19 protein-coding genes and 1 pseudogene are annotated in these 18,479 nt (G+C 64.6%); 5 read left to right on the forward strand and 15 right to left on the reverse strand.

Annotated elements, in window-relative coordinates; genetic code table 11:
• Window positions 1-2: 2 nt before the first annotated feature.
• The 4 genes from AL346_RS10405 to AL346_RS10420 all read left to right on the forward strand — a co-directional run bounded on the left by AL346_RS10405 (window position 3) and on the right by AL346_RS10420 (window position 3,479).
• Complete coding sequence (locus tag AL346_RS10405) at window positions 3-704, forward strand: VIT family protein (protein WP_026015028.1); 702 nt, start codon at window positions 3-5, stop codon at window positions 702-704.
• An 82-nt stretch (window positions 705-786) separates the two neighbouring features.
• The gene (locus AL346_RS10410) at window positions 787-1,182 is read left to right on the forward strand and encodes a cupin domain-containing protein (RefSeq protein ID WP_019401566.1); all 396 of its coding nucleotides are present in this window, start codon (window positions 787-789) and stop codon (window positions 1,180-1,182) included.
• A 58-nt stretch (window positions 1,183-1,240) separates the two neighbouring features.
• Window positions 1,241-1,726: a TspO/MBR family protein gene (locus AL346_RS10415; protein WP_019401567.1), complete on the forward strand. Its 486-nt coding sequence runs from the start codon at window positions 1,241-1,243 to the stop codon at window positions 1,724-1,726.
• Window positions 1,727-2,588: 862 nt separating this feature from the next.
• Window positions 2,589-3,479: a LysR family transcriptional regulator gene (locus AL346_RS10420; protein ID WP_019400719.1), complete on the forward strand. Its 891-nt coding sequence runs from the start codon at window positions 2,589-2,591 to the stop codon at window positions 3,477-3,479.
• On the opposite strand, the gene AL346_RS10425 is transcribed toward AL346_RS10420, so the two are convergent.
• The 13 genes from AL346_RS10425 to AL346_RS10485 form a co-directional block, all read right to left on the reverse strand.
• On the reverse strand, window positions 3,452-3,694 hold the full coding sequence (locus tag AL346_RS10425) for a DUF2274 domain-containing protein (protein ID WP_019400718.1): 243 nt from the start codon (window positions 3,692-3,694) through the stop codon (window positions 3,452-3,454). The genes AL346_RS10420 and AL346_RS10425 overlap by 28 nt on opposite strands.
• 3 nt (window positions 3,695-3,697) lie before the next feature.
• Window positions 3,698-4,867 (reverse strand): TrbI/VirB10 family protein, encoded by a 1,170-nt coding sequence (locus AL346_RS10430; protein WP_019400717.1) that lies wholly within the window; start codon window positions 4,865-4,867, stop codon window positions 3,698-3,700.
• Window positions 4,864-5,841 (reverse strand): P-type conjugative transfer protein TrbG, encoded by a 978-nt coding sequence (gene trbG / locus AL346_RS10435; protein WP_026014871.1) that lies wholly within the window; start codon window positions 5,839-5,841, stop codon window positions 4,864-4,866. Before trbG ends, AL346_RS10430 begins: the two co-directional genes overlap by 4 nt.
• Window positions 5,838-6,527, reverse strand: coding sequence for a conjugal transfer protein TrbF (gene trbF, locus AL346_RS10440; RefSeq protein ID WP_019400715.1), 690 nt, complete (start codon window positions 6,525-6,527; stop codon window positions 5,838-5,840). Before trbF ends, trbG begins: the two co-directional genes overlap by 4 nt.
• Window positions 6,524-7,882, reverse strand: a complete 1,359-nt coding sequence (gene trbL, locus AL346_RS10445; RefSeq protein ID WP_019400714.1) for a P-type conjugative transfer protein TrbL — start codon at window positions 7,880-7,882, stop codon at window positions 6,524-6,526. The genes trbF and trbL overlap by 4 nt, the downstream gene beginning before the upstream one ends.
• A 3-nt stretch (window positions 7,883-7,885) precedes the next feature.
• Window positions 7,886-8,173: a putative entry exclusion protein TrbK-alt gene (gene trbK-alt, locus AL346_RS10450; protein ID WP_019400713.1), complete on the reverse strand. Its 288-nt coding sequence runs from the start codon at window positions 8,171-8,173 to the stop codon at window positions 7,886-7,888.
• 29 nt (window positions 8,174-8,202) lie between these two features.
• Window positions 8,203-8,973 (reverse strand): P-type conjugative transfer protein TrbJ, encoded by a 771-nt coding sequence (gene trbJ / locus AL346_RS10455; protein WP_019400712.1) that lies wholly within the window; start codon window positions 8,971-8,973, stop codon window positions 8,203-8,205.
• Window positions 8,970-11,426: a conjugal transfer protein TrbE gene (trbE, locus tag AL346_RS10460; RefSeq protein WP_019400711.1), complete on the reverse strand. Its 2,457-nt coding sequence runs from the start codon at window positions 11,424-11,426 to the stop codon at window positions 8,970-8,972. Before trbE ends, trbJ begins: the two co-directional genes overlap by 4 nt.
• Before the next feature lie 16 nt (window positions 11,427-11,442).
• Complete coding sequence (locus tag AL346_RS10465) at window positions 11,443-11,724, reverse strand: VirB3 family type IV secretion system protein (RefSeq protein WP_019400710.1); 282 nt, start codon at window positions 11,722-11,724, stop codon at window positions 11,443-11,445.
• Entirely contained in the window at window positions 11,724-12,056 is a 333-nt protein-coding gene (locus tag AL346_RS10470; protein ID WP_019400709.1) for a TrbC/VirB2 family protein, read from the reverse strand. Before AL346_RS10470 ends, AL346_RS10465 begins: the two co-directional genes overlap by 1 nt.
• Entirely contained in the window at window positions 12,037-13,062 is a 1,026-nt protein-coding gene (trbB, locus tag AL346_RS10475; RefSeq protein WP_040403557.1) for a P-type conjugative transfer ATPase TrbB, read from the reverse strand. Before trbB ends, AL346_RS10470 begins: the two co-directional genes overlap by 20 nt.
• Before the next feature lie 212 nt (window positions 13,063-13,274).
• Window positions 13,275-14,684 (reverse strand): multicopper oxidase family protein, encoded by a 1,410-nt coding sequence (locus AL346_RS10480; protein WP_026014869.1) that lies wholly within the window; start codon window positions 14,682-14,684, stop codon window positions 13,275-13,277.
• Window positions 14,685-14,852: 168 nt separating this feature from the next.
• Window positions 14,853-15,224 (reverse strand): SHOCT domain-containing protein, encoded by a 372-nt coding sequence (locus AL346_RS10485; RefSeq protein ID WP_197286558.1) that lies wholly within the window; start codon window positions 15,222-15,224, stop codon window positions 14,853-14,855.
• Window positions 15,225-15,455: 231 nt separating this feature from the next.
• Between AL346_RS10485 and AL346_RS10490 the strand changes: the two genes are divergently transcribed.
• Window positions 15,456-15,842, forward strand: a complete 387-nt coding sequence (locus tag AL346_RS10490) for a DUF302 domain-containing protein (RefSeq protein WP_019400705.1) — start codon at window positions 15,456-15,458, stop codon at window positions 15,840-15,842.
• A gap of 218 nt (window positions 15,843-16,060) precedes the next feature.
• On the opposite strand, the pseudogene AL346_RS10495 reads toward AL346_RS10490, so the two are convergent.
• Window positions 16,061-17,132: pseudogene (locus AL346_RS10495) on the reverse strand (NAD(P)-dependent alcohol dehydrogenase).
• A 44-nt stretch (window positions 17,133-17,176) separates the two neighbouring features.
• On the reverse strand, window positions 17,177-18,385 hold the full coding sequence (locus AL346_RS10500; RefSeq protein WP_019400703.1) for a hypothetical protein: 1,209 nt from the start codon (window positions 18,383-18,385) through the stop codon (window positions 17,177-17,179).
• Window positions 18,386-18,479 lie beyond the last annotated feature (94 nt).

Raw genomic sequence — 18,479 nt, forward strand, 5'->3', positions numbered from 1 at the left:
CGATGAGCCGTCTTCACGCACACCCTGAGAGTCATCTGGTCGCGCGTATCGGGTGGCTTCGGGCCGCGGTGCTCGGAGCCAACGACGGCATCGTTTCGACGGCAAGCTTGATCGTCGGTGTTGCTGCGGCGGCGGCAAGCCAGAACGAAGTGCTGATTGCAGGTATCGCGGGATTAGTCGCCGGTGCGATGTCGATGGCGGCCGGAGAGTATGTTTCAGTCAGTTCGCAATCGGATACCGAGCAGGCCGATCTCGCGCGCGAACGCAAGGAGTTGAGCGAGAACATCGGGTTTGAGCGCGAGGAGTTGGCCGACATCTATGTGAAGCGCGGCGTCGATCCGACGCTTGCACGGCAGGTCGCCGAGCAGCTGATGGCGAAAGACGCCTTGATGGCTCACGCTCGCGATGAGCTGGGGATTTCGGAGATCACCACCGCACGTCCGGTCCAGGCTGCGCTGACTTCGGCTGCGACATTTTCCGTCGGTGCCGCCATGCCTCTGTTGATGGTCCTTGTTTCGCCGGCAAGCATGATGGTGCCATTGGTATCTGCCGCATCCCTCGTCTTTCTTGCATTGTTGGGCGCGATCGGGGCCAGAGCAGGTGGAGCGAATGTTCTGCGCGCCACCGCCCGCGTGACATTCTGGGGCGCGTTGGCGATGGCCCTGACAGCGGGCATCGGCGCGTTGTTTGGAACTGTGGTTTGAGCCGACACGCAAGGGTTCGTGCTGCCGGCGATGATCCAGGGCAACGACGCTCATGTGACTACCGAACAAAGGAGTAAGAACGATGAAGGGTTTCGTTGCGGACATCGAGGAGCTGACGGAAGAAAACACCGATTTCCGTCGAGTGCTCTACACCGGCAAGAACCTTCAATTGGTGCTGATGGCGATCGAGCCAGGCGGAGAGATCGGGGAAGAGGTCCACGATGGTGGGGACCAGTTCTTCCGGGTTGAGAAGGGCAAGGGCGAGGTCGTGATCGACGGGCATCGCTCGAAGATCAAAGGCGATGACGCGATCATTGTGCCGGCCGGCGCCCGCCACAACGTTATCAACACCGGCGACAAGCCCTTGAGGCTCTATACCCTCTATGGGCCGCCGGCGCATCGCGACGGCACGGTGCGGGCGACAAGGGCTGACGCCGAGGCTTCGGAAGAGCATTTCGACGGCAAGACAACCGAATGACTACTGTCGCTCAGGCGACGACGCCCCTACGGTCGCGATCTGATCGGAGAAGGTGGTGATGGATGCGTCGTCCTGGCTTCCGCTCGTGGGGTTTGTCGCCGCTTGCTTACTCGCGGCCATGACCGGCGCCTTCTTCCGGCCAGGCGAGTGGTACGAGCGCTTGAAGAAGCCGGCGTGGCGTCCGCCGAACCGACTGTTCGCACCGGTGTGGACGGTTCTCTATTTGATGATCGCGGTATCCGGTTGGCTGGTTTGGCGGGAGGCGGGGTTCGCCGGCGCGGCGCTGCCGCTCGCCGTCTATGCCCTTCAGCTCCTTCTCAACGCCGCGTGGACGCCGCTCTTCTTTGGCCTGCACCGTCCCGATCTCGGCTTCGTCGACATCGTTCTGCTGTGGCTGTCCATCGTCACGACGATCATGCTTTTCGTTTCGATTTCCGTCGGGGCAGCTTTGCTGCTCGTGCCCTACCTCGCCTGGGTCACGTTCGCCACGGCGCTCAATTTCGCGGTCTGGCGCCTCAATCCTTCAGCCTCTTCGCCAAGCTAGAATAGGGTGTATGTGCAGCTGAGGGTGCCCGTTCCGTCGCGCTCGACCAACGAACTGGCAACGAGATGGTCATGTTCAATTCCCGGTCCGGTCCAGTAGGGACCGCTCTATTATTTTGGTATCCATTATTCTAACTGACTGTCCGCGCAATCAAGGACGGCAGAGGTTAGTCGCCGGAAACTCTCAATTAAAACAATATGTTGTGCTTTTAGAGAGATGATCTCAGGCCTGCCGAAAGCAGAGGTCACAGGTTCGAATCCTGTTGGGTGCGCCAACCTGCTAAGGTTGGGGTCGAGGGCCGAATACCTTCGCCTGGTCAAAACTTCCCAAGAAAATCAAGCGTTTGACAACGGCTCCGAAGGCGAAGGCCACAGGTTCGAATCCTGTCGGGTGCGCCAACCTGCCAAGGTTGGGGTCGAGGGCCGAATCTGTTCGCCTGGTCAAAACTTCCCAAAAAAATCAAGCGTTTGAGAACGGCCCTGTGGGACCGTCTTTTGCTTAGAGCGCCCAATCCGTCGTCATTTAGGCACCATCTATGCACCCGGACGAAAGTCCCCGGATACCGTAGCGCGCTTACGGCGGTCCGCTGACAAGGGAACCGTCCCCTGAATGCCGATTAGCCTTATGTGCGAATGCTTCTCATTAGTGTTTCTAGGCTCATCGGATTATACACCCGTCAGCGGCTCTGGTGATCCGAGTCGGTTGCACGGGGGGGGGTCACAATTCCTTCGTGTCAACGGCATACAATTGAAAAGGTCGCGCATCGGCCGAACACAAAGTCTCCCGGTGACGCCAGCCTGGGTGGGGCCGGAAGCGCCAGGAGGAGTTCCGATCACTGGCAGCGGGTATCGAACTGAGGCATTTGCGCTATGCGGTCGCCGCTGCTCATTTCCAGAGCTTCCGGCGTGCGGCTGAGGAACTGGGTGTCAAGCAGTCGACGCTGAGCCGCTGCATTCGCCAGATGGAAGACCGACTGGGCGTGAAGGTGTTCGAGCGAACCAGCGGCGGTGTGCGCCTGACGATCGCAGGCGAAGAAGTATTGCGCACCTCCCGCCATCTTGTTGAGACCGTCGATCATATGGCGGCGACCGCCAGGGACATGGGCAGGGGCGAATCCGGCCAGCTCACCATCGGGTTCTATACGTCACTCTCGGCCGGAAATCTGCGTGCCAGCCTGATCGAGTACGCGGCCCGCTTCCCGAAGGTGGACATTCAGACGATCGAGGGATCGCGGCGGAGCCTATTCGCCGGCCTGGAGCGCGGCAGGCTCGACGTCGCCATCATCACCGGAGAGCCGAGCACGCGCGACGTGAAGACCATGCCGCTTTGGAGCGAGCGTGTCATGGTCGCGCTGCCCGAAGGCCACCGGCTGGCGGCCAACAATATCGTCTACTGGACAGACCTTAAGGACGAAACCTTCCTTCTTAGCCAGCGCGATCCGGGACCGGAGATCCAGGACATCCTTCTGGCGAAGCTTGCCGCGCCCGGCGAGCGGCCGAAGGTGATCAGCCATGATATCAGCCGCGAGAACATCAAGAGCCTGGTCGGCGCGGGATTCGGCGTCGGCCTGATGTGCGAGGCATGCATTGGCGCCAGCTATGTGGGCGTCGTCTATCGCGAGGCGCGCGACGGCAACGGCCCGAGCCGGATCAGCTATGCCGCCTACTGGCAAGGCGACAACGACAATCCGGCGCTGGCGCATTTCCTCAAGCTGCTCGAGGAGCGCTACCCCTTGCTGTCCAACGACGAATGAGAGTTCCGCCGCGCCTTGGCGAAGGCGCGATCGGTCGCCATGAAGCGTTCCACCATCGGGGCGATCAGCTTGGCCGGTTCGCCGACAGGCTGTCCCGTTTCCCGGCCCAGGACTTCGGCATAGGCGACGAGGTCGCAATGCACTGCGGCGGGAAGTTCGATGGTGAGTTTGACCGGCCGGTCGTCGGCAATGGCGCCGAGTTTCAGTTTTGCCATGGATCATCCGCCATAGGGTTCGAGGACAAGGTCGCGCGTAACGATCACGCGGACGGGAAAGCCGGGCCGGATGGTGAGCGTCGGCCTAACTTGCAACTGGCGCTGGACGATCTGCTGGCCGGCGTCGTTGATGGTGTCCTGCGCACCGCCGCGAATGGCGCTGATCAGGCGATCGTTGTCGTCGGCGGCCAGCTCCGTCCCGACGCCGAGCAGGGTCGAGAGTGCAGCCGCCTTGGCGATGTCCCACCAGTGATAGTCGACGCCGTCCTCAAGCCCGGCATAGCCTTGCGTGTCGGCTCCAGATTGACGTTCCAGTACAATGGAACGCCCGTTCGGAAAGATCAGCCGGTTCCAGACGAGCAATACCCGACGCTGGCCGAAGCCCACATCATTGCTGTACTCACCGATGATGCGGGTGCCCTGGGGGATCAGGAGCATGCTGCCCGTCGGACTGTCATAGATGTGCTGGGTGACCTGCGCGGTGATCTGTCCGGGCAGATCGGAGCGAATGCCGGTGATGAGCGCGGCCGGAATCACGGACCCGGCCTGTAGCACATAGGGCGACACCGGCGGCATGACGCGATCGGGCGCAACGGTGCGCCGGTCCACGGGACCGCTGAGGAATGCGACATTGCTGTTCTGAGCGGCGGGCGGCTGAACGCCGAGACTGAGACCCACGGTTTCGGGCGCAGGCGTGGCATTCGCCGCGGCCGGGGCGGTCTGGAAGAAGACCCGGCTGGTGCGCGCCGCCTCTTCTTCGGCAAGGCGTCGTTGTTCTTCTGGATCGACTGCCGGCGTGTTCATCGTGGGTGGGACGACGGGCCGCCCACGCTCCTGGGCGTCGAGGATCGGCCGGCCGAGATCGCCGGGCAAGGCGGGACCGAGCACCGGGCCGGTATAATCGCGGGGCAATTCGTTGAGCCCATCCGCGGTGCTGCGGTTCTCGGTCGAATAGAGCTCCTCGCTGCCAACTCCGTCCTTCGGGGTCTGAAGCGCATAGATGAGCGCACCACCGACGCCGAGCGCGGCGACGAGGCCGATGCCGGCCAATACCCGACGAGAGAGACGTGTGACGCGCGGAGGATTGCCGCGCAGCCGCATCGGTTCGGCCGTGTCGGCGGGCGATGCGGTGAGCGGAGCGCTTTCGTCTTTATTGTCATCGATATCGCTCATGACGCAGGCCTCCCGTCGATTCGCACGATCCTGACTGTCTGCTGTCGGTCGCCGCTGCCGAGACGCAGCTCGGCGGCCGCGAAGATACGGTCCACGATCAGGATGTTGCGATAGATGCGGCTGTTGACGATCTCCGGCTCTCCATCGGAGCCGAGCACGAAGAGCGGTGGCATCTCGCCCTGCACGATTCCGGCGGGGAACACGATGTAGACGCGCCGCCCGTCGTCGAAGACCGACACCGGCCGCCAGGGCGGGCTGTCGCCTTGCAGGCCGTAGCGATAGTGTCGCGCCGAGGTTGCTGGAATGGTCGGGGTGGCCGGCGTCGCGCGCTGGGTGGCCGGCGGCTGCGGATAGGCCCAGGCGACCGCCGGCATGTAAGGTTCCTCTTCGGCGCGCAGTTCGATCATATACGTGCGGCGATCGGTGGTGACGACGAGGTTGGTCGTGATGTCCGGACGCGTGGGCTTGACGAGGATATGGACGCGCCGTGTCGCGCCGGAACCGCTTGTCGTGTCGCCGATGATCCATCGCGCGGTATCGCCGGCGGCGATCGGTCCCGCGCCGGTGAGGGCCTCGCCCGGCTCGAGCGCGATGTTGGTGATCTGGCCTGGCGACGCATAGACCTGATAGAGCGCGCCTTCGCTCCAGGGATAGATCTGGATCGCGTTGTAATAGCCTTCCCGGCGGGGTTCGATACGCGCGGCCGCATTGGCGCTCTCGACCTGGCCGGTCGGCGTGGACGCATCCGTGCCGCCTCGTGCAACCGTCCATGCCGGTGGCGTATGGAGCGCCCGCGGCCGTTCGTCCGTGCTTGGTCTCTGCACCGTGGGCAGCGGCGGCACGCTGTCGTCGTAGCTGATTTGCGGTGGGCGGTAGGTGGCGCATCCGGCAAGCGTGGAGGCGGAAAGCAGCACAAACATCAGTACGGATTTACGGAAAACCGGAAGTGCGGGTTTGCGGAAGATCGTGCTCATTGGCTCATCTCCCGCGACCAGTTGATGGCGTTGACGTAGATGCCAAGCGGGTTGGCGCGCAGCTTCTCGGCGTCGCGCGGCGGCTGGATGACGATGGTCAGGATCGCCGTCCATCGCTCCGTGACGGAGAGCTGCCCGTTCTCAAAATGCCGCTCCGTCCAGGCCACCCGGAAGGAGTTCGGCGAAGCGCGGATGACGCTGGAGACCTCGACGGAGACTTGGTTTTGTCCCACGCGCGTGAAGGGATCGTTGGCCCGCGCATAGTCATTGAGCGCGAGCGCCCCGCGGTCGGTGGTGAACTCGTAAGCGCGCAGCCAGTTCTGACGGACCACGATCGCGTCGGCGGGGATCGAACGCACCTGCTCGATGAAGCGCGCCAGATGAAACGCGATCTGCGGATCGGTGGGCTGGTAGTCGGCAGTGGCAGGCGCGACGGCCTGCGCCTGGCCGAGATTGTCGACCTGCACCACCCAGGGCACGATTGAACCTGTGGCGGACTGCCAGACGAGCGCCGCCGCGAGGCCGCCGGAGAGGATCAGCGAGCCGAACGCCATGCATCTCCAGTTGCGCGCCTGCACGCGGGCCGAGCCGATGCGCTCGTCCCAGACCTGGGCTGCACGCTGATAGGGCGTTTCAGGCCCGGGAGATTTGCCGTAGTGGGTCGAGGATCGTTTGAAGAAGCTCATGAGCGGTTCCCTTCGGAGAGATTGACGGAGCTGGCGCCGCCATGGCTGTCGCCGGATCGCACGGCATGGGCAGTGGCCTGGACGCCATGGGAGAGCCGCTGAGAGCGCTTCATGCGCTTGGCCCAATCCGGAGGACTGTCGGAGGCGGATGAGGGGGATGGTGCAGCCGCGGCGGTTGCTGCACCGCCCGCATTGCCTACAGTGCCGCCCGTCGTCTCGAAGGCGGCTCGCCCGCCGGCTTGAAAGCTCTGCCTCAGGCTGCCGGAGGCGTTGGCGCTGGCGCGCCGCAGTGGAGAGACGGCAGCGCGCGCGCCTGTGCTCGCTACAGCGCCGAGCCCAGAGGCGACGCCTGCGGCGCCCGACTGACCGGCCGAGCCAAGGCTGTAGGCGGTCGCCGCCCCTCCCGCCGCGGCGACGCCGCCGCGAGCAGCGGCCGCCGCTCCGGAGAACGCCACACCGCCACCACGCGCTGCCAGACCAGCGGCACCCACGCCGGCGAGCGCGGCGCCGCCGACGGCAAGGCCGGTGCCGACTGCGGCCCCGGCACCGAGTTGCGGTCCGCCGGACACGATTCCGTTCGCGATGCCTGGTCCGAAGATTCCGAGCCCGAGCAGCGACAGCGCGGCCAGCACCACGGCCATGGCCTCGTCGATGGTCGGGGTGACACCGCCGAAGCCGGCGGTGAACTGCGAGAACAGCGTCGAGCCGATGCCGATGATGACGGCGAGCACCAGTACCTTGATGCCGGACGAGATCACATTGCCGAGCACGCGCTCGGCCATGAAGGCGGTCTTGCCGAAGAGGCCGAAGGGAATGAGGACGAAGCCGGCAAGCGTGGTCAGCTTGAACTCGATCAGGGTGATGAAGAGCTGGATGGAAAGGATGAAGAAGGCGAGAAGCACCAGCGCCCAGGCGAACAGCAGGCAGGCGATCTGGATGAAGTTCTCGAAGAAGGCGACCCACCCCATCAGGTCTGAGATGGATTCGAGCAGCGGCCGCGCGGCATCGAGCCCGGTCTGGGCGACGCGGCCGGGCCGCATCAGATCGGCTGCGGTGAAGCCGGTGCCCGACGCCATCAGGCCGAGGCCCGCGAAGCTCTCGAAGACGATGCGGGCGAGATTGTTCCAGTTGCCGATGATGTAGGCGAAGACGCCGACGAACAGGGTCTTCTTGACCAGACGGGCGATGATGTCGTCGTCGGCGCCCCATGACCAGAAGAGCGCGGCCAGCGTCACGTCGATGACGATCAGCGTCGTGGCGATGAACGCCACTTCGCCGCCGAGCAGGCCGAATCCGCTATCGATATAGCTGGTGAATACCCCGAGGAAATTGTCGATGACGCCCGTCCCGCCCATGGATCACTGATCCTCGTTATCGCGTTGGACGGAATCGGAGGGTGAGCGGCCGAGGAACCGGTCGCGGGTCTCGGCCCAGACGCGGAGACATTCGGGTTCGTTCGCGGCGGCCTCGCCCATTTGCTGACAGCGGCGCTGTTCCGCGCGCAGCGGGTCGGCGGAAGGCGCCAGCGCTGGTGTGGAGACCGGTCGCACCGGTTCGTCCTTGCGCGTCAGCTCGATCACCGTCGCCGTGATGGCGAAGGCGACGAAGACGATCGCTCCGATCCGCGCCAGATTTTTGCCTTCCATTTCTTCCCCCTTTCCGGTCGTCTGGCGGGTCAGTTGCTGCCGTTGAACATCTGCGCATTGCCGGGTTGATAGCCGCTGCCGGGTGTCAAAAACCGTTCGCGCTGGACGCGACCCTGTTCGGCCGCGGCCGCGCGCTCGGCGTCGGTCAGGGCCTGTGCCCGGCCGTTGGCGGCGATGACCGCCGTAAGGTCGGCGAGCTGTTGCGCCTGAAGTGCGAGGAGCTGGTTGCCGGCTTGTGTCGCCTGCAAGGCGCCGGTCGCGCCCTGGCTCTGACCGACCAGCGCAGACATCTGGGCGCGGTTGGTCTCGATATTGCCCACCACGCCGGCCTGGACGCGCATGGCGTCCTGCAGACCGCCGACGGTGTTCTCCCAGCGCGAGCGCGCATCGGCGACGAACTGCTGCTCCGAGGCGCTCATGTCGATGTTGCTGTAGTTCTGCTGGAAGGCCTGATCGATCTGCTGGACGTCGAAGGCGATGTTCTGGGCTTGGCTGAGCAATGCCTGGGTGCGGCCCACGGCTTGCTGAAGTTGCTGCAACGAGGAATGCGGCAGGCTCGCAAGATTGCGGGCCTGGTTGATGAGCATCTGCGCTTGGTTCTGGAGCGAGGTGATCTGGTTGTTGATCTGCTCCAGCGCCCGCGCCGCCTGGAGCACGTTCTGCGCATAGTTGGTGGGGTCATAGACGATCCACTGTGCCTGCGCCGGTGGCGCCAGCACCATCGGCAGTGCCGCGATCGGCGCGGCGATCAGAGCGGCGGCAAAGCGGGCCGCACGTGTGCGGGGTTTACGGGTCTTCATGGCAGGGTTTCCTTTTCGGCTTGGCGGATGAGATTGCTGAGGTCAGGAATGAGGTCGGCGGCCCAGTCGACGCCGCGATGGCGCAGCCAGGCGTCGAGGAATTCGCCGCGACCATGTTCGGCAAGGATGCGGGCGATGGCGGCCTGATCGGTCTTGGCGGAGGTGGCGCAGAGCGCGAGCGCCACTTCGCTGAGCCCCAGCTCGAACAGCCGGTTGCCGCGCCGCGACTGGCAGTAATAGTCGCGTTTGGGCGTCGCTCGCGCGAGGATCTCGATCTGCCGGTCATTGAGGCCGAAGCGCCGGTAGATCGCGGTGATCTGCGGCTCGATCGCCCGCTCATTGGGCAGGAGCAATCGCGTTTGGCAGCTCTCGATGATGGCGGGCGCAATGGGGGAGCCGTCGATGTCGCTGAGGCTCTGCGTGGCGAAGACGACGGACGCGTTCTTTTTTCTGAGCGTCTTCAGCCACTCGCGGAGCTGACCGGCGAAGCCTTCGTCGTCCAGCGCCAGCCATCCCTCGTCGATGATGATGAGCGTCGGCGAGCCGTCGAGCCGGTCCTCGATGCGGTGGAAGAGGTAGGCGAGCACCGCAGGCGCCGCCCCGGTGCCGATCAGGCCCTCGATCTCGAAAGCCTGCACGGACGCCTTGCCGAGATGCTCGACCTCCGCATCGAGCAGACGGCCATAGGCGCCGCCGACGCAATAGGGCTTGAGCGCCTGCTTGAGGTCGTTGGATTGAAGCAGCACGGCAAGGCCGGTGATCGTGAGTTCTTCGACAGGCGCCGAGGCGAGCGAGGTCAGCGCCGTCCAGAGATGTTCCTTCACCTCCGGTGTGATCCCGACGCCCTCGCGCATGAGAATGGCCACGACCCAGTCGGCGGCCCAGGCGCGCTCCGCTGTTTGCTCGAGGCGGGAAAGCGGTTGCAGCGAGACGCTGTGCTCGTCGCCTTCGGTCAGGCCGCCGCCGAGATCGTGCCAGTCGCCGCCCATGGCGAGCGCCGCGGCGCGGATCGAGCCGCCGAAATCGAAGGCGAAGACCTGGGCACTCGCATAGCGGCGGAACTGCAGCGCCATCAGCGCCAGAAGCACGGACTTGCCCGCGCCGGTCGGACCGACGACGAGCGTGTGCCCGACATCGCCGACATGAAGGGAAAACCGGAACGGGGTAGAGCCTTCGGTCTTGCCGAACAGCAGTGGGGGCGCTGCAAAGTGCTCGTCCCGTTCCGGCCCCGCCCACACGGCGCTGAGGGGGATCATGTGGGCGAGATTGAGCGTGGAGATCGGCGGCTGGCGGACATTGGCGTAGACATGTCCGGGCAATGAGCCGAGCCAGGCATCCACGGCATTGATGGTTTCGGGCATCGCGGTGAAGTCGCGGCCCTGGATAACCTTCTCGACGAGGCGCAGCTTCTCGTCGGCCACACGGGGGTCGGCGTCCCACACCGTCACTGTCGCGGTGACATAGGCGACGCCGGCATAGTCGGCGCCGAGTTCCTGCAGCGCGAGATCGGCGTCCGCCGCCTTGTTCGATGCGTCGGTGTCGACCAGCACCGAGGCCTCGTTGGTCATCACCTCTTTCAGGATCGCGGCAATCGACTTGCGCTTGGCGAACCATTGGCGACGGATGCGTGTCAGCAGCTTGGTCGCATCGGTCTTGTCCATCAGGATGGCGCGGGTCGACCAGCGATAGGGAAAGGCCAGCCGGTTGAGCTCGTCGAGCAGGCCGGGCGTCGTGACAGTCGGAAACCCGGTGACGGTCAGGACGCGCAGATGCTGGTCGCCAAGACGCGGTTCGAGCCCGCCGGCGAGCGACTGATCGGCGAGCAGCGCATCCAAATACATCGGCGTCTCGGGAACACGGACGCGATGGCGCTTGGTGGAGACGCAGCCGTGGAGATAGGTCAGGGTCTCCGCGTCATCGAGCCAGTGGCATTCGGGCATGAAGGCTTCGACCAGGTGCAGCACACGGTCGGTTCGGTCGGCGAATCCGGCCAGCACCTCATGCGGGTCGACGCCCTTGGTCTCGCGGCCCTCATAGAGCCAGCCCTCGGCGCGGGCGGCATCCTCGGCCGGCGGCAGATAAGTGAGGGTGAGAAAATAGCTGGATTCGAAATGCGCGCCGGCCTCCTCGAAGCTCGCCCGGCGCTCGGCGTCGACAAGCGCGGATGCGGCGTCGGTAAAGCGGCTGTCGGGATAGCTGTTCGATGGATGGCGTTGCGCCTCCACGAAGATCGCCCAGCCCGAGCCGAGACGGCGGAAGGCGTTGTTGAGGCGTCCCGCGACCGCGACGAGCTCGGCCGGGACAGCCGAATCGAGGTCCGGGCCGCGGAACCGCGCGGTGCGCTGGAAGCTCCCGTCCTTGTTGAGGACGATGCCTTGGCCGACCAGCGCCACCCAGGGCAGGAAATCGGCGAGGCGTGCGTTGCGATTGCGGTATTCGGCGAGGTTCATCATGGGCGGTTCCTCTCGCTCAGACCGTCAGATGCGCGGGAATGCGCAGGTGCCGGCGGCCGACCTCGACGAAGAGAGGGTCGCGCTTGGCGGCCCAGACGGCGGCCAGATGACCGATGGCCCAGATCGCGATGCCAGCGAGCCAAAGCCGCAAGCCAAGCCCGATGGCGCCCGCGAGCGTGCCGTTCATGATGGCGATGGCGCGCGGCGCACCGCCGAGCAGGATCGGCTCGGTCAATGCCCGGTGGACCGGGACCGAGAAGCCGAGCAGCTCGCCGTCCTGTTCGCCAAGGCTCGACATCAGACGAGCGCTCCGCCGCCGAAGGAGAAGAACGACAGGAAGAACGAACTTGCCGCGAAGGCGATCGACAGACCGAAGACGATCTGGATGAGGCGCCGGAAGCCGCCCGACGTGTCCCCGAAGGCGAGTGTCAGGCCGGTGATGATGATAATGATGACGGCGAGGATCTTCGCGACTGGCCCCTCGATCGATTCGAGGATGGACTGGAGCGGTGCCTCCCATGGCATGGAGGAACCAGACGCATGAGCGGCAGGCGTGGTCATCAAGGCGATGACCACGACCGAAGCCGCCGCAGCCAGGCGATGGTAGGCGTTACGCAGGGTCTGATGCATGTGGACTTTCCTTTGCGGCTGGTGCGAGAAGAGCTGCGCCAGGCGCGACCACGGCTGTCACGACGCGGTAATCGCCATCCGGCCCGAGGCCTTCGACGCGGGCGAGTTCGGAAAGACGGCGGGCCGTGCCACGGCCTGACAGCAACGCCACGAGATCGATGGTCTCGGCGATCAGCGCGCGCGGAACGGTGACAACGGCTTCCTGGATGAGCTGTTCGAGACGGCGCAGCGCACCGAGTGCCGAGCCCGCGTGGATCGTTCCGACGCCGCCCGGATGGCCGGTGCCCCAGGCCTTCAGAAGATCAAGCGCCTCACTGCCACGGACCTCGCCGATGGGAATGCGGTCGGGACGCAGGCGCAACGAAGAGCGGACGAGATCGGAGAGAGAGGCCACGCCATCCTTCGTCCGCATGGCGACGAGATTGGGGGCTGCGCATTGCAGTTCGCGCGTGTCCTCGATGATGACGACGCGATCGGCGGTCTTCGCGACCTCGGCAAGAAGCGCATTGGTCAGCGTCGTCTTGCCGGTCGAGGTGCCGCCGGCGACGAGGATGTTGGCGCGGGCCGCGACGCCGCCGCGTAACGCGGTGGCCTGTTCGGCCGTCATGATGCCGGCGGCGACGTAGTCGTCGAGAGTGAACACCGCGACGGCGGGCTTGCGGATCGCGAAGGCCGGGGCTGCGACCACCGGCGGCAGAAGCCCCTCGAAGCGCTCCCCCGTCCCGGGCAGCTCCGCCGAAACGCGCGGGCTCCCGCTATGGACCTCCGCGCCGACATGATGGGCGACGAGACGGATGATCCGCTCGCCATCCTCCGGCGCCAGGCGTTCACCCGTATCGGACAGGCCTTCGGAGAGGCGGTCGATCCACAGCCGCCCATCCGGATTCAGCATCACCTCGACGACGCCTGCGTCTTCGAGAAAGCGGCCGATGGCGGGACCGAGCGCGGTGCGTAACATCCGCGCGCCGCGCGCAATACCTTCCGAATTGTGATGCGAGGTCGCCATCTGATCCCCGATTTCGACGGGGACAAACCAGATGGTCCCCATGCGGGGATGATTAAAAGGGCCTGCTTTAGGGTCGATTCAACAAGGAATTAGCGTCGTCGTAGTGTGGCGTGCAAAGACAGGAGAGCGGCGGCGGTCTCCTTTGCCGACTGGTGTTATGTGTCGGCGCCGGGGTCACTTCCGGGCGTCCAGCGCGCTGCACGATGCTTCGCTCAGGTAACGGTGAATTGCCCCATCATGCCAGCGTCTTCATGCTCGAGGATGTGGCAGTGGAACATGAGCGGTGTCTCGCGGCTCGCCGGCTGGTCGAAGCGGGTGAGGATCTCGGCCTCGCCGGGGACCAGAACGGTATCCTTCCACCCGGTGTCTTCGGGTCGTGGCGGCCCGCCATTCTCGGACACCACCCGGAAGCGCACGCCGTGGACGTGGAATGGATGGGCCACCATCGTGCTGCGGACATGCCAGCGCTCGACCGACCCGAGCGCCACCTCGAAATCGACCCTGTTCATGTCGAAAGGACGGCCATTGATGGCAAAGCCGCCGCCGCCCATCATCATGCCGCCCATGCCCATGTCGAGCGAAACCTGTCGGGTCCTGATCTCGTTGCCCGACAGATCCTCGGGTGCACCGTCAAGCTGGTCCGGCAGGCGCATGATCCGGGCCGTCTGCGTGGGATCTTTCTCGAATTGCAGAACACCATAGGGCTGACCGGGATCGCTGAGCAGCACCGGCGCCCCGCCTGCGGCGAAATCGACAAGGATCTCCGCGCGTTCGCCCGGAGCAAGCCGCAGCACGTCCAGCGCCAGCGGCGCAGGCAGGTAGCCGCCATCCGTCGCCACCAGGTGCATCAGCCGCGTGTCGTCGAAGAACAGCGTGTAGATGCGCGCGTTGGAGCCGTTCAGAAGCCGCAGCCGGACGATCCCTTCCGGCACGACCGCCGTCGCGCCCGCCTGCCCGTTCACCAGCATCCGGTTGCCGGCGAACCCGTGCATGATGTCCATCATGGAAGGGTCATAGACCATCCGTCCCGCGGCATCGAATCGTCGATCCTGGAGCACCAGTGTCAGATCATCGACACCGTACTCCGCTGGAAGACCGCGCTGGTCGTCGCGGCCGTCGGCGACATGGATGACGCCCGCCAGGCCGGAATAGACCTGTGCCGCCGTGCGTTCATGAATATGCGTGTGATACCAGGCGGTTGCCGGATCCTGAGCGATCACCATCTCCGGCCGCCATGTCGCACCGGGCGCAATGGCGAGGTGCGGACCGCCATCATGCTCTCCCGGCACCAGGAGACCGTGCCAATGCGCGCTGACAGGCTCGTCCAGCCTGTTGGTGACCTCGGTCGCAAGGTCGCCGTTCTGCACGATGATCGTCGGCCCCAGATAACCCTGGTTGAAGCCAGCGGTTGCAACGGCGGGTCCGTCACTGAATCTCCTGCTGCCAGCCATCGCTGTCAGGGACAGCCGACCCGTCGCCCGCGTATCGAGGAGTGGCGGCATCGACAGGCGTGTCAAGCGAGCGGTGTCCTGGGCAAAGGCACGCCGGGCAGGCACGGACGAAAGGATACCGGCGGTCAGGAGTGCGGAGGACGAGGAAGTCAGGAACTGGCGTCTTTTCATTCTGGTCTTTCGATAGGCATGCCGGGTGCCCGATGCTGGGCCACCCGGACCCCATGGGCAAATCGCTTGCAGTTCCCCGTATCACGTGCCCGAGGACGGATGCCATTCCATCGTGCACGCGCACACGGGATATCATCCTCTTGGATCATGGAAGCAAGGGAAGGCCGGTCAATCTGCAAGCAGCTTCTTGCGTTCCTCGAATTCCTTGCTGTCGATCTCGCCCTTGGCATAGCGTTCCTTGAGCAGTGCCAGGGCTCGATCATGCGCCCCATGGCCGCTGCCGGTCATCGCCGGACCGCCGAAGTGCCGGACGAGGAATACCGTCCCGGCGATGATCGCGACCACGATCAGGATCATGAAGATCGGTCCGAGTATCATGCCGAATCCTCCCCATTGGCTGCCACCCCACATCATGTCATGTCCGTAGAAGTAAGGGGCGCTACGATCCGGAATGTCTCCGACCTGCGCAATCGCGGGATGCGCTGTTGCGATTGTTGCTGCGATGAGGTTTGTGGCCACCGCAAAGCTTCTGGTTTTCATCCGTCTCATCCTTTTGGTTGGCGATAATTGCCATTACGTACTCATATGGAGGGTGAGTAACCTCCGCGCCCTGATCTACATCAATCCCGCGATCCTGCTTTCAGGTGCTATGTTGCAGAAGGTGGCTGGAGCGGGTCGCCCCGGATGCTCGCCACGAACGCCGAATCCGGCTCGCCCGCCCTGCGGCGGCCTACCCGGTGTCGCCATTCACATAACCAGGAGAACGCTTACATGAGCTACACGATCAATCGCATGATCTCCGACGCGAATATCGACGACCTCGACGCGCGGACCCGAAAAGCGCTTGCAGACCGCGGCTTCGGCGTGCTGACCGAGATCGACGTCAAGGCGACGATGAAGACGAAGCTTGACGTCGAGATGCCGCCCTATCGCATCCTCGGCGCCTGCAACCCGAAAATGGCGCATCGGGCCATCGGGATCGAGCCTCGGGTGGGTGCGATGCTGCCCTGCAACGTCATCCTGCGCGAGGTCGAGGGCGGCGTCGAGGTCAGCGCGATCGACCCGGTGGCGTCTATGCAAGCGATCGAGAACCCTGAACTGACCGCGGTCGCGGGTGAGGTTCGCGACCTTCTGGCGAAGGCCGTCGCGGCGATCTGAGATGAATTTGCGCGCAGGGTTTCTCGCGGGTCTTGCGGTCCTCGGGATGCTGGTGGCGCACGCCATGCTCTGCGTCGAAGCCACGAGTTCGGTACGTCACGATGCTTGAGTGCGTGGCAGGACTCTGCCCGTCTCGGGGAATGCGGCCAAGTCACCCGACCGGTGATCCGTTGCTCGCGTCACCGCGGAACGCGTTCGACGTCTGGCTTTATGTGCGACTACGGCGTGATTGCGACCTTCAGGACGCCGTCACGCTGGTGAGAAAAGAGGTCGTAGGCCGCCTCGATGTCGTCCAGCTTGTAGCGGTGCGTCACCAGCGGTGTCAGGTCAACACGCTCGGACCGGATGACTTCCATCAGTCGACGCATGCGCTCCTTGCCGCCCGGGCAGTGTCACGATGGTGTGGTCACCGAGTCCGGCAGCGAACGCACCGAGCGGTATCTTGAGGTCGCTTGAATAGACGCCAAGACTCGACAACCATCCCCCTGGCCGTAGGACGCGAAGCGCAGCTTCGAACGTCGCCTGGGTGCCCAACGCCTCTATGGCGACATCGACGCCCCGGCCATCGGTGATGCGCATGATCTCGTCCACGGGATCGACCTTCGTGAAGTCGATGACGTTGTTCGCGCCGAGCTTCTGCGAGATTGCCATCCGCTCGGCCACCCGGTCCACGGCGATGATGGTCGTCGCGCCGCTCAACCGTGCGCCGACTGTCGCGCAAAGACCGATCGGGCCTTGGGCGAAGACCGCGACCGCGTCGCCGATGCGGACCCTGCCGCGCTCCGCGCCACTGAAGCCGGTCGACATGATGTCCGGGCACATCAGCACCTGCTCGTCGGTGAGCCCGTCCGGCACGGGCGCAAGGTTGGCCATCGCGTCTGGTACGAGAACGTACTCCGCCTGGCAGCCGTCGATGGTGTTGCCGAATTTCCAACCCCCCATCGGCTTCCAGCCGTGTTTCGTGCCGGCACCATCCTGCGAGCAGTAGCCGCAGAGGCAGGCATTGCTCCAGCCGCTCGGAGTGATCGCTCCGGCAATGACGCGCTGTCCCTCCGTGTAACCGACGACCGCAGAGCCGAGCTTCTCGATCACGCCGACCGGTTCATGGCCGATCGTCAGCCCTCTCGCGACCGGATACTCGCCCTTCATGATGTGCACGTCCGTGCCGCAGATCGTAGTGGTTGAGACACGGACGAGCGCATCGAGCGGGCCAACATCGGGGATCGGCTTTTCATCCAGCGCGATGCGGCCGGGCTCCACGAAAATGGTCACCTTCATCTTCCGGGTCATCGATAGCCTCCACTTGTTTGGGGTCGCCGGTCATGCCTTGGCAATCAGATTACGAAGACCGGGGCAAAGCCGCCCCCCGGCGTCCTGAAATTGGTGGTCTGGCCCTGATAGAGGCGGACGGCCACCAGAAGCACCTGCGCGTCATATGTATAGAGCCGCACGTCCATCTTGCGCGCCTCGATTGCGTCGTCGATCCGGATCATGCGCTCGCTCGGCTTGACCAGGGTCTGGGCGACGTAGCCGCCATGCGCGATGTCCGACCAGACGCCTTTCGTCACCTTGTCGCCGCGGTACACCGCCTTGCCGCCATGTCCGCCTGTCGGCTTGAAGAACAGGCTCTTGCGCGATCTCCACAATTCATCGGCATTTTCGGGAGTGACAAGGACGGTGCGCGGGACGGATTCGAGCCGCGCAAGAAGTGTTGGGGCCAACCCCCAGGCCTGCAGCGTTGCCGGATCCGAGAGCAGCGAAAGGGCGCGCTTGTCGGCGAGAAGGGCGTGGTTGTGCGGATTTGGCGTCACAACCACCGCGCCCTCCCGGTAGGCATCTCTTAGCGCGCTGTGTTCCGGCTGATCGAACGTGAAGTCGGTGACCCTGTTGTAGACGAGGTCGATCGGTTTCCCCTCGACGCTGAGCCTACCGGCTTCATGGCGAAGATGGCTGGCGTCCGCGATAACGGCATCGACGCCGCGTGCGGCCAGCGCCTGCCGCACAAGGACGAACTCGGGATAGAGATACTGCTCTTCCGGCCTGTCGTCGACGATGGCAATTCGGCCTGCGGAACCGCTTCCCCGCTGGCGCTCCCATTCGTCCTGGAACATGCGAAATGCCACATCCTCGAAGGCGTGCGGCTTCAAGGGCATGTCCATTTCGGCACAGCAAGCGCGCTGCGCCCTTGCAAGAAGGGCGTTGAGGAATGCCCCGCCGGCGTTGGTATTGATCTCGATGAGCCGGGGCCCGTCTTCGCCTAGATGGAAATCGTAGCCCATCAACGCGCCAACAGGGCCATGATCCTCTTGCGAGATTTCCGGCGCCCAGGAGAGGACGGCGGCCTTGTATGCGGCGAGCCGCGCGGTCGCCTCGATCGCTGCGACCACCTCCTGCATCTCGGCCACCTGGCTGGCCGCGAGGAACACTGGCACATTCGAGAACAAATGCGCCTTGGGTAGGATGAAGGTCTCGCAGAACTCCGGGTCGCCAGCCTCGCGCTCAAGCGCCTCGCAGAGCGACCGACGGTCGAGGGTGATGCACAAGCAATTCTGGTTCAGCCGCTCCGAGAGGGTCTGAACTGGACCCGTGGACGTGGGGCCTGGATCGCTCATCGCCCCCAAAGCCCTGGCTGTCCCC

Source organism: Chelatococcus sp. CO-6 (assembly GCF_001271345.1).
Lineage (GTDB): Bacteria > Pseudomonadota > Alphaproteobacteria > Rhizobiales > Beijerinckiaceae > Chelatococcus_A > Chelatococcus_A caeni.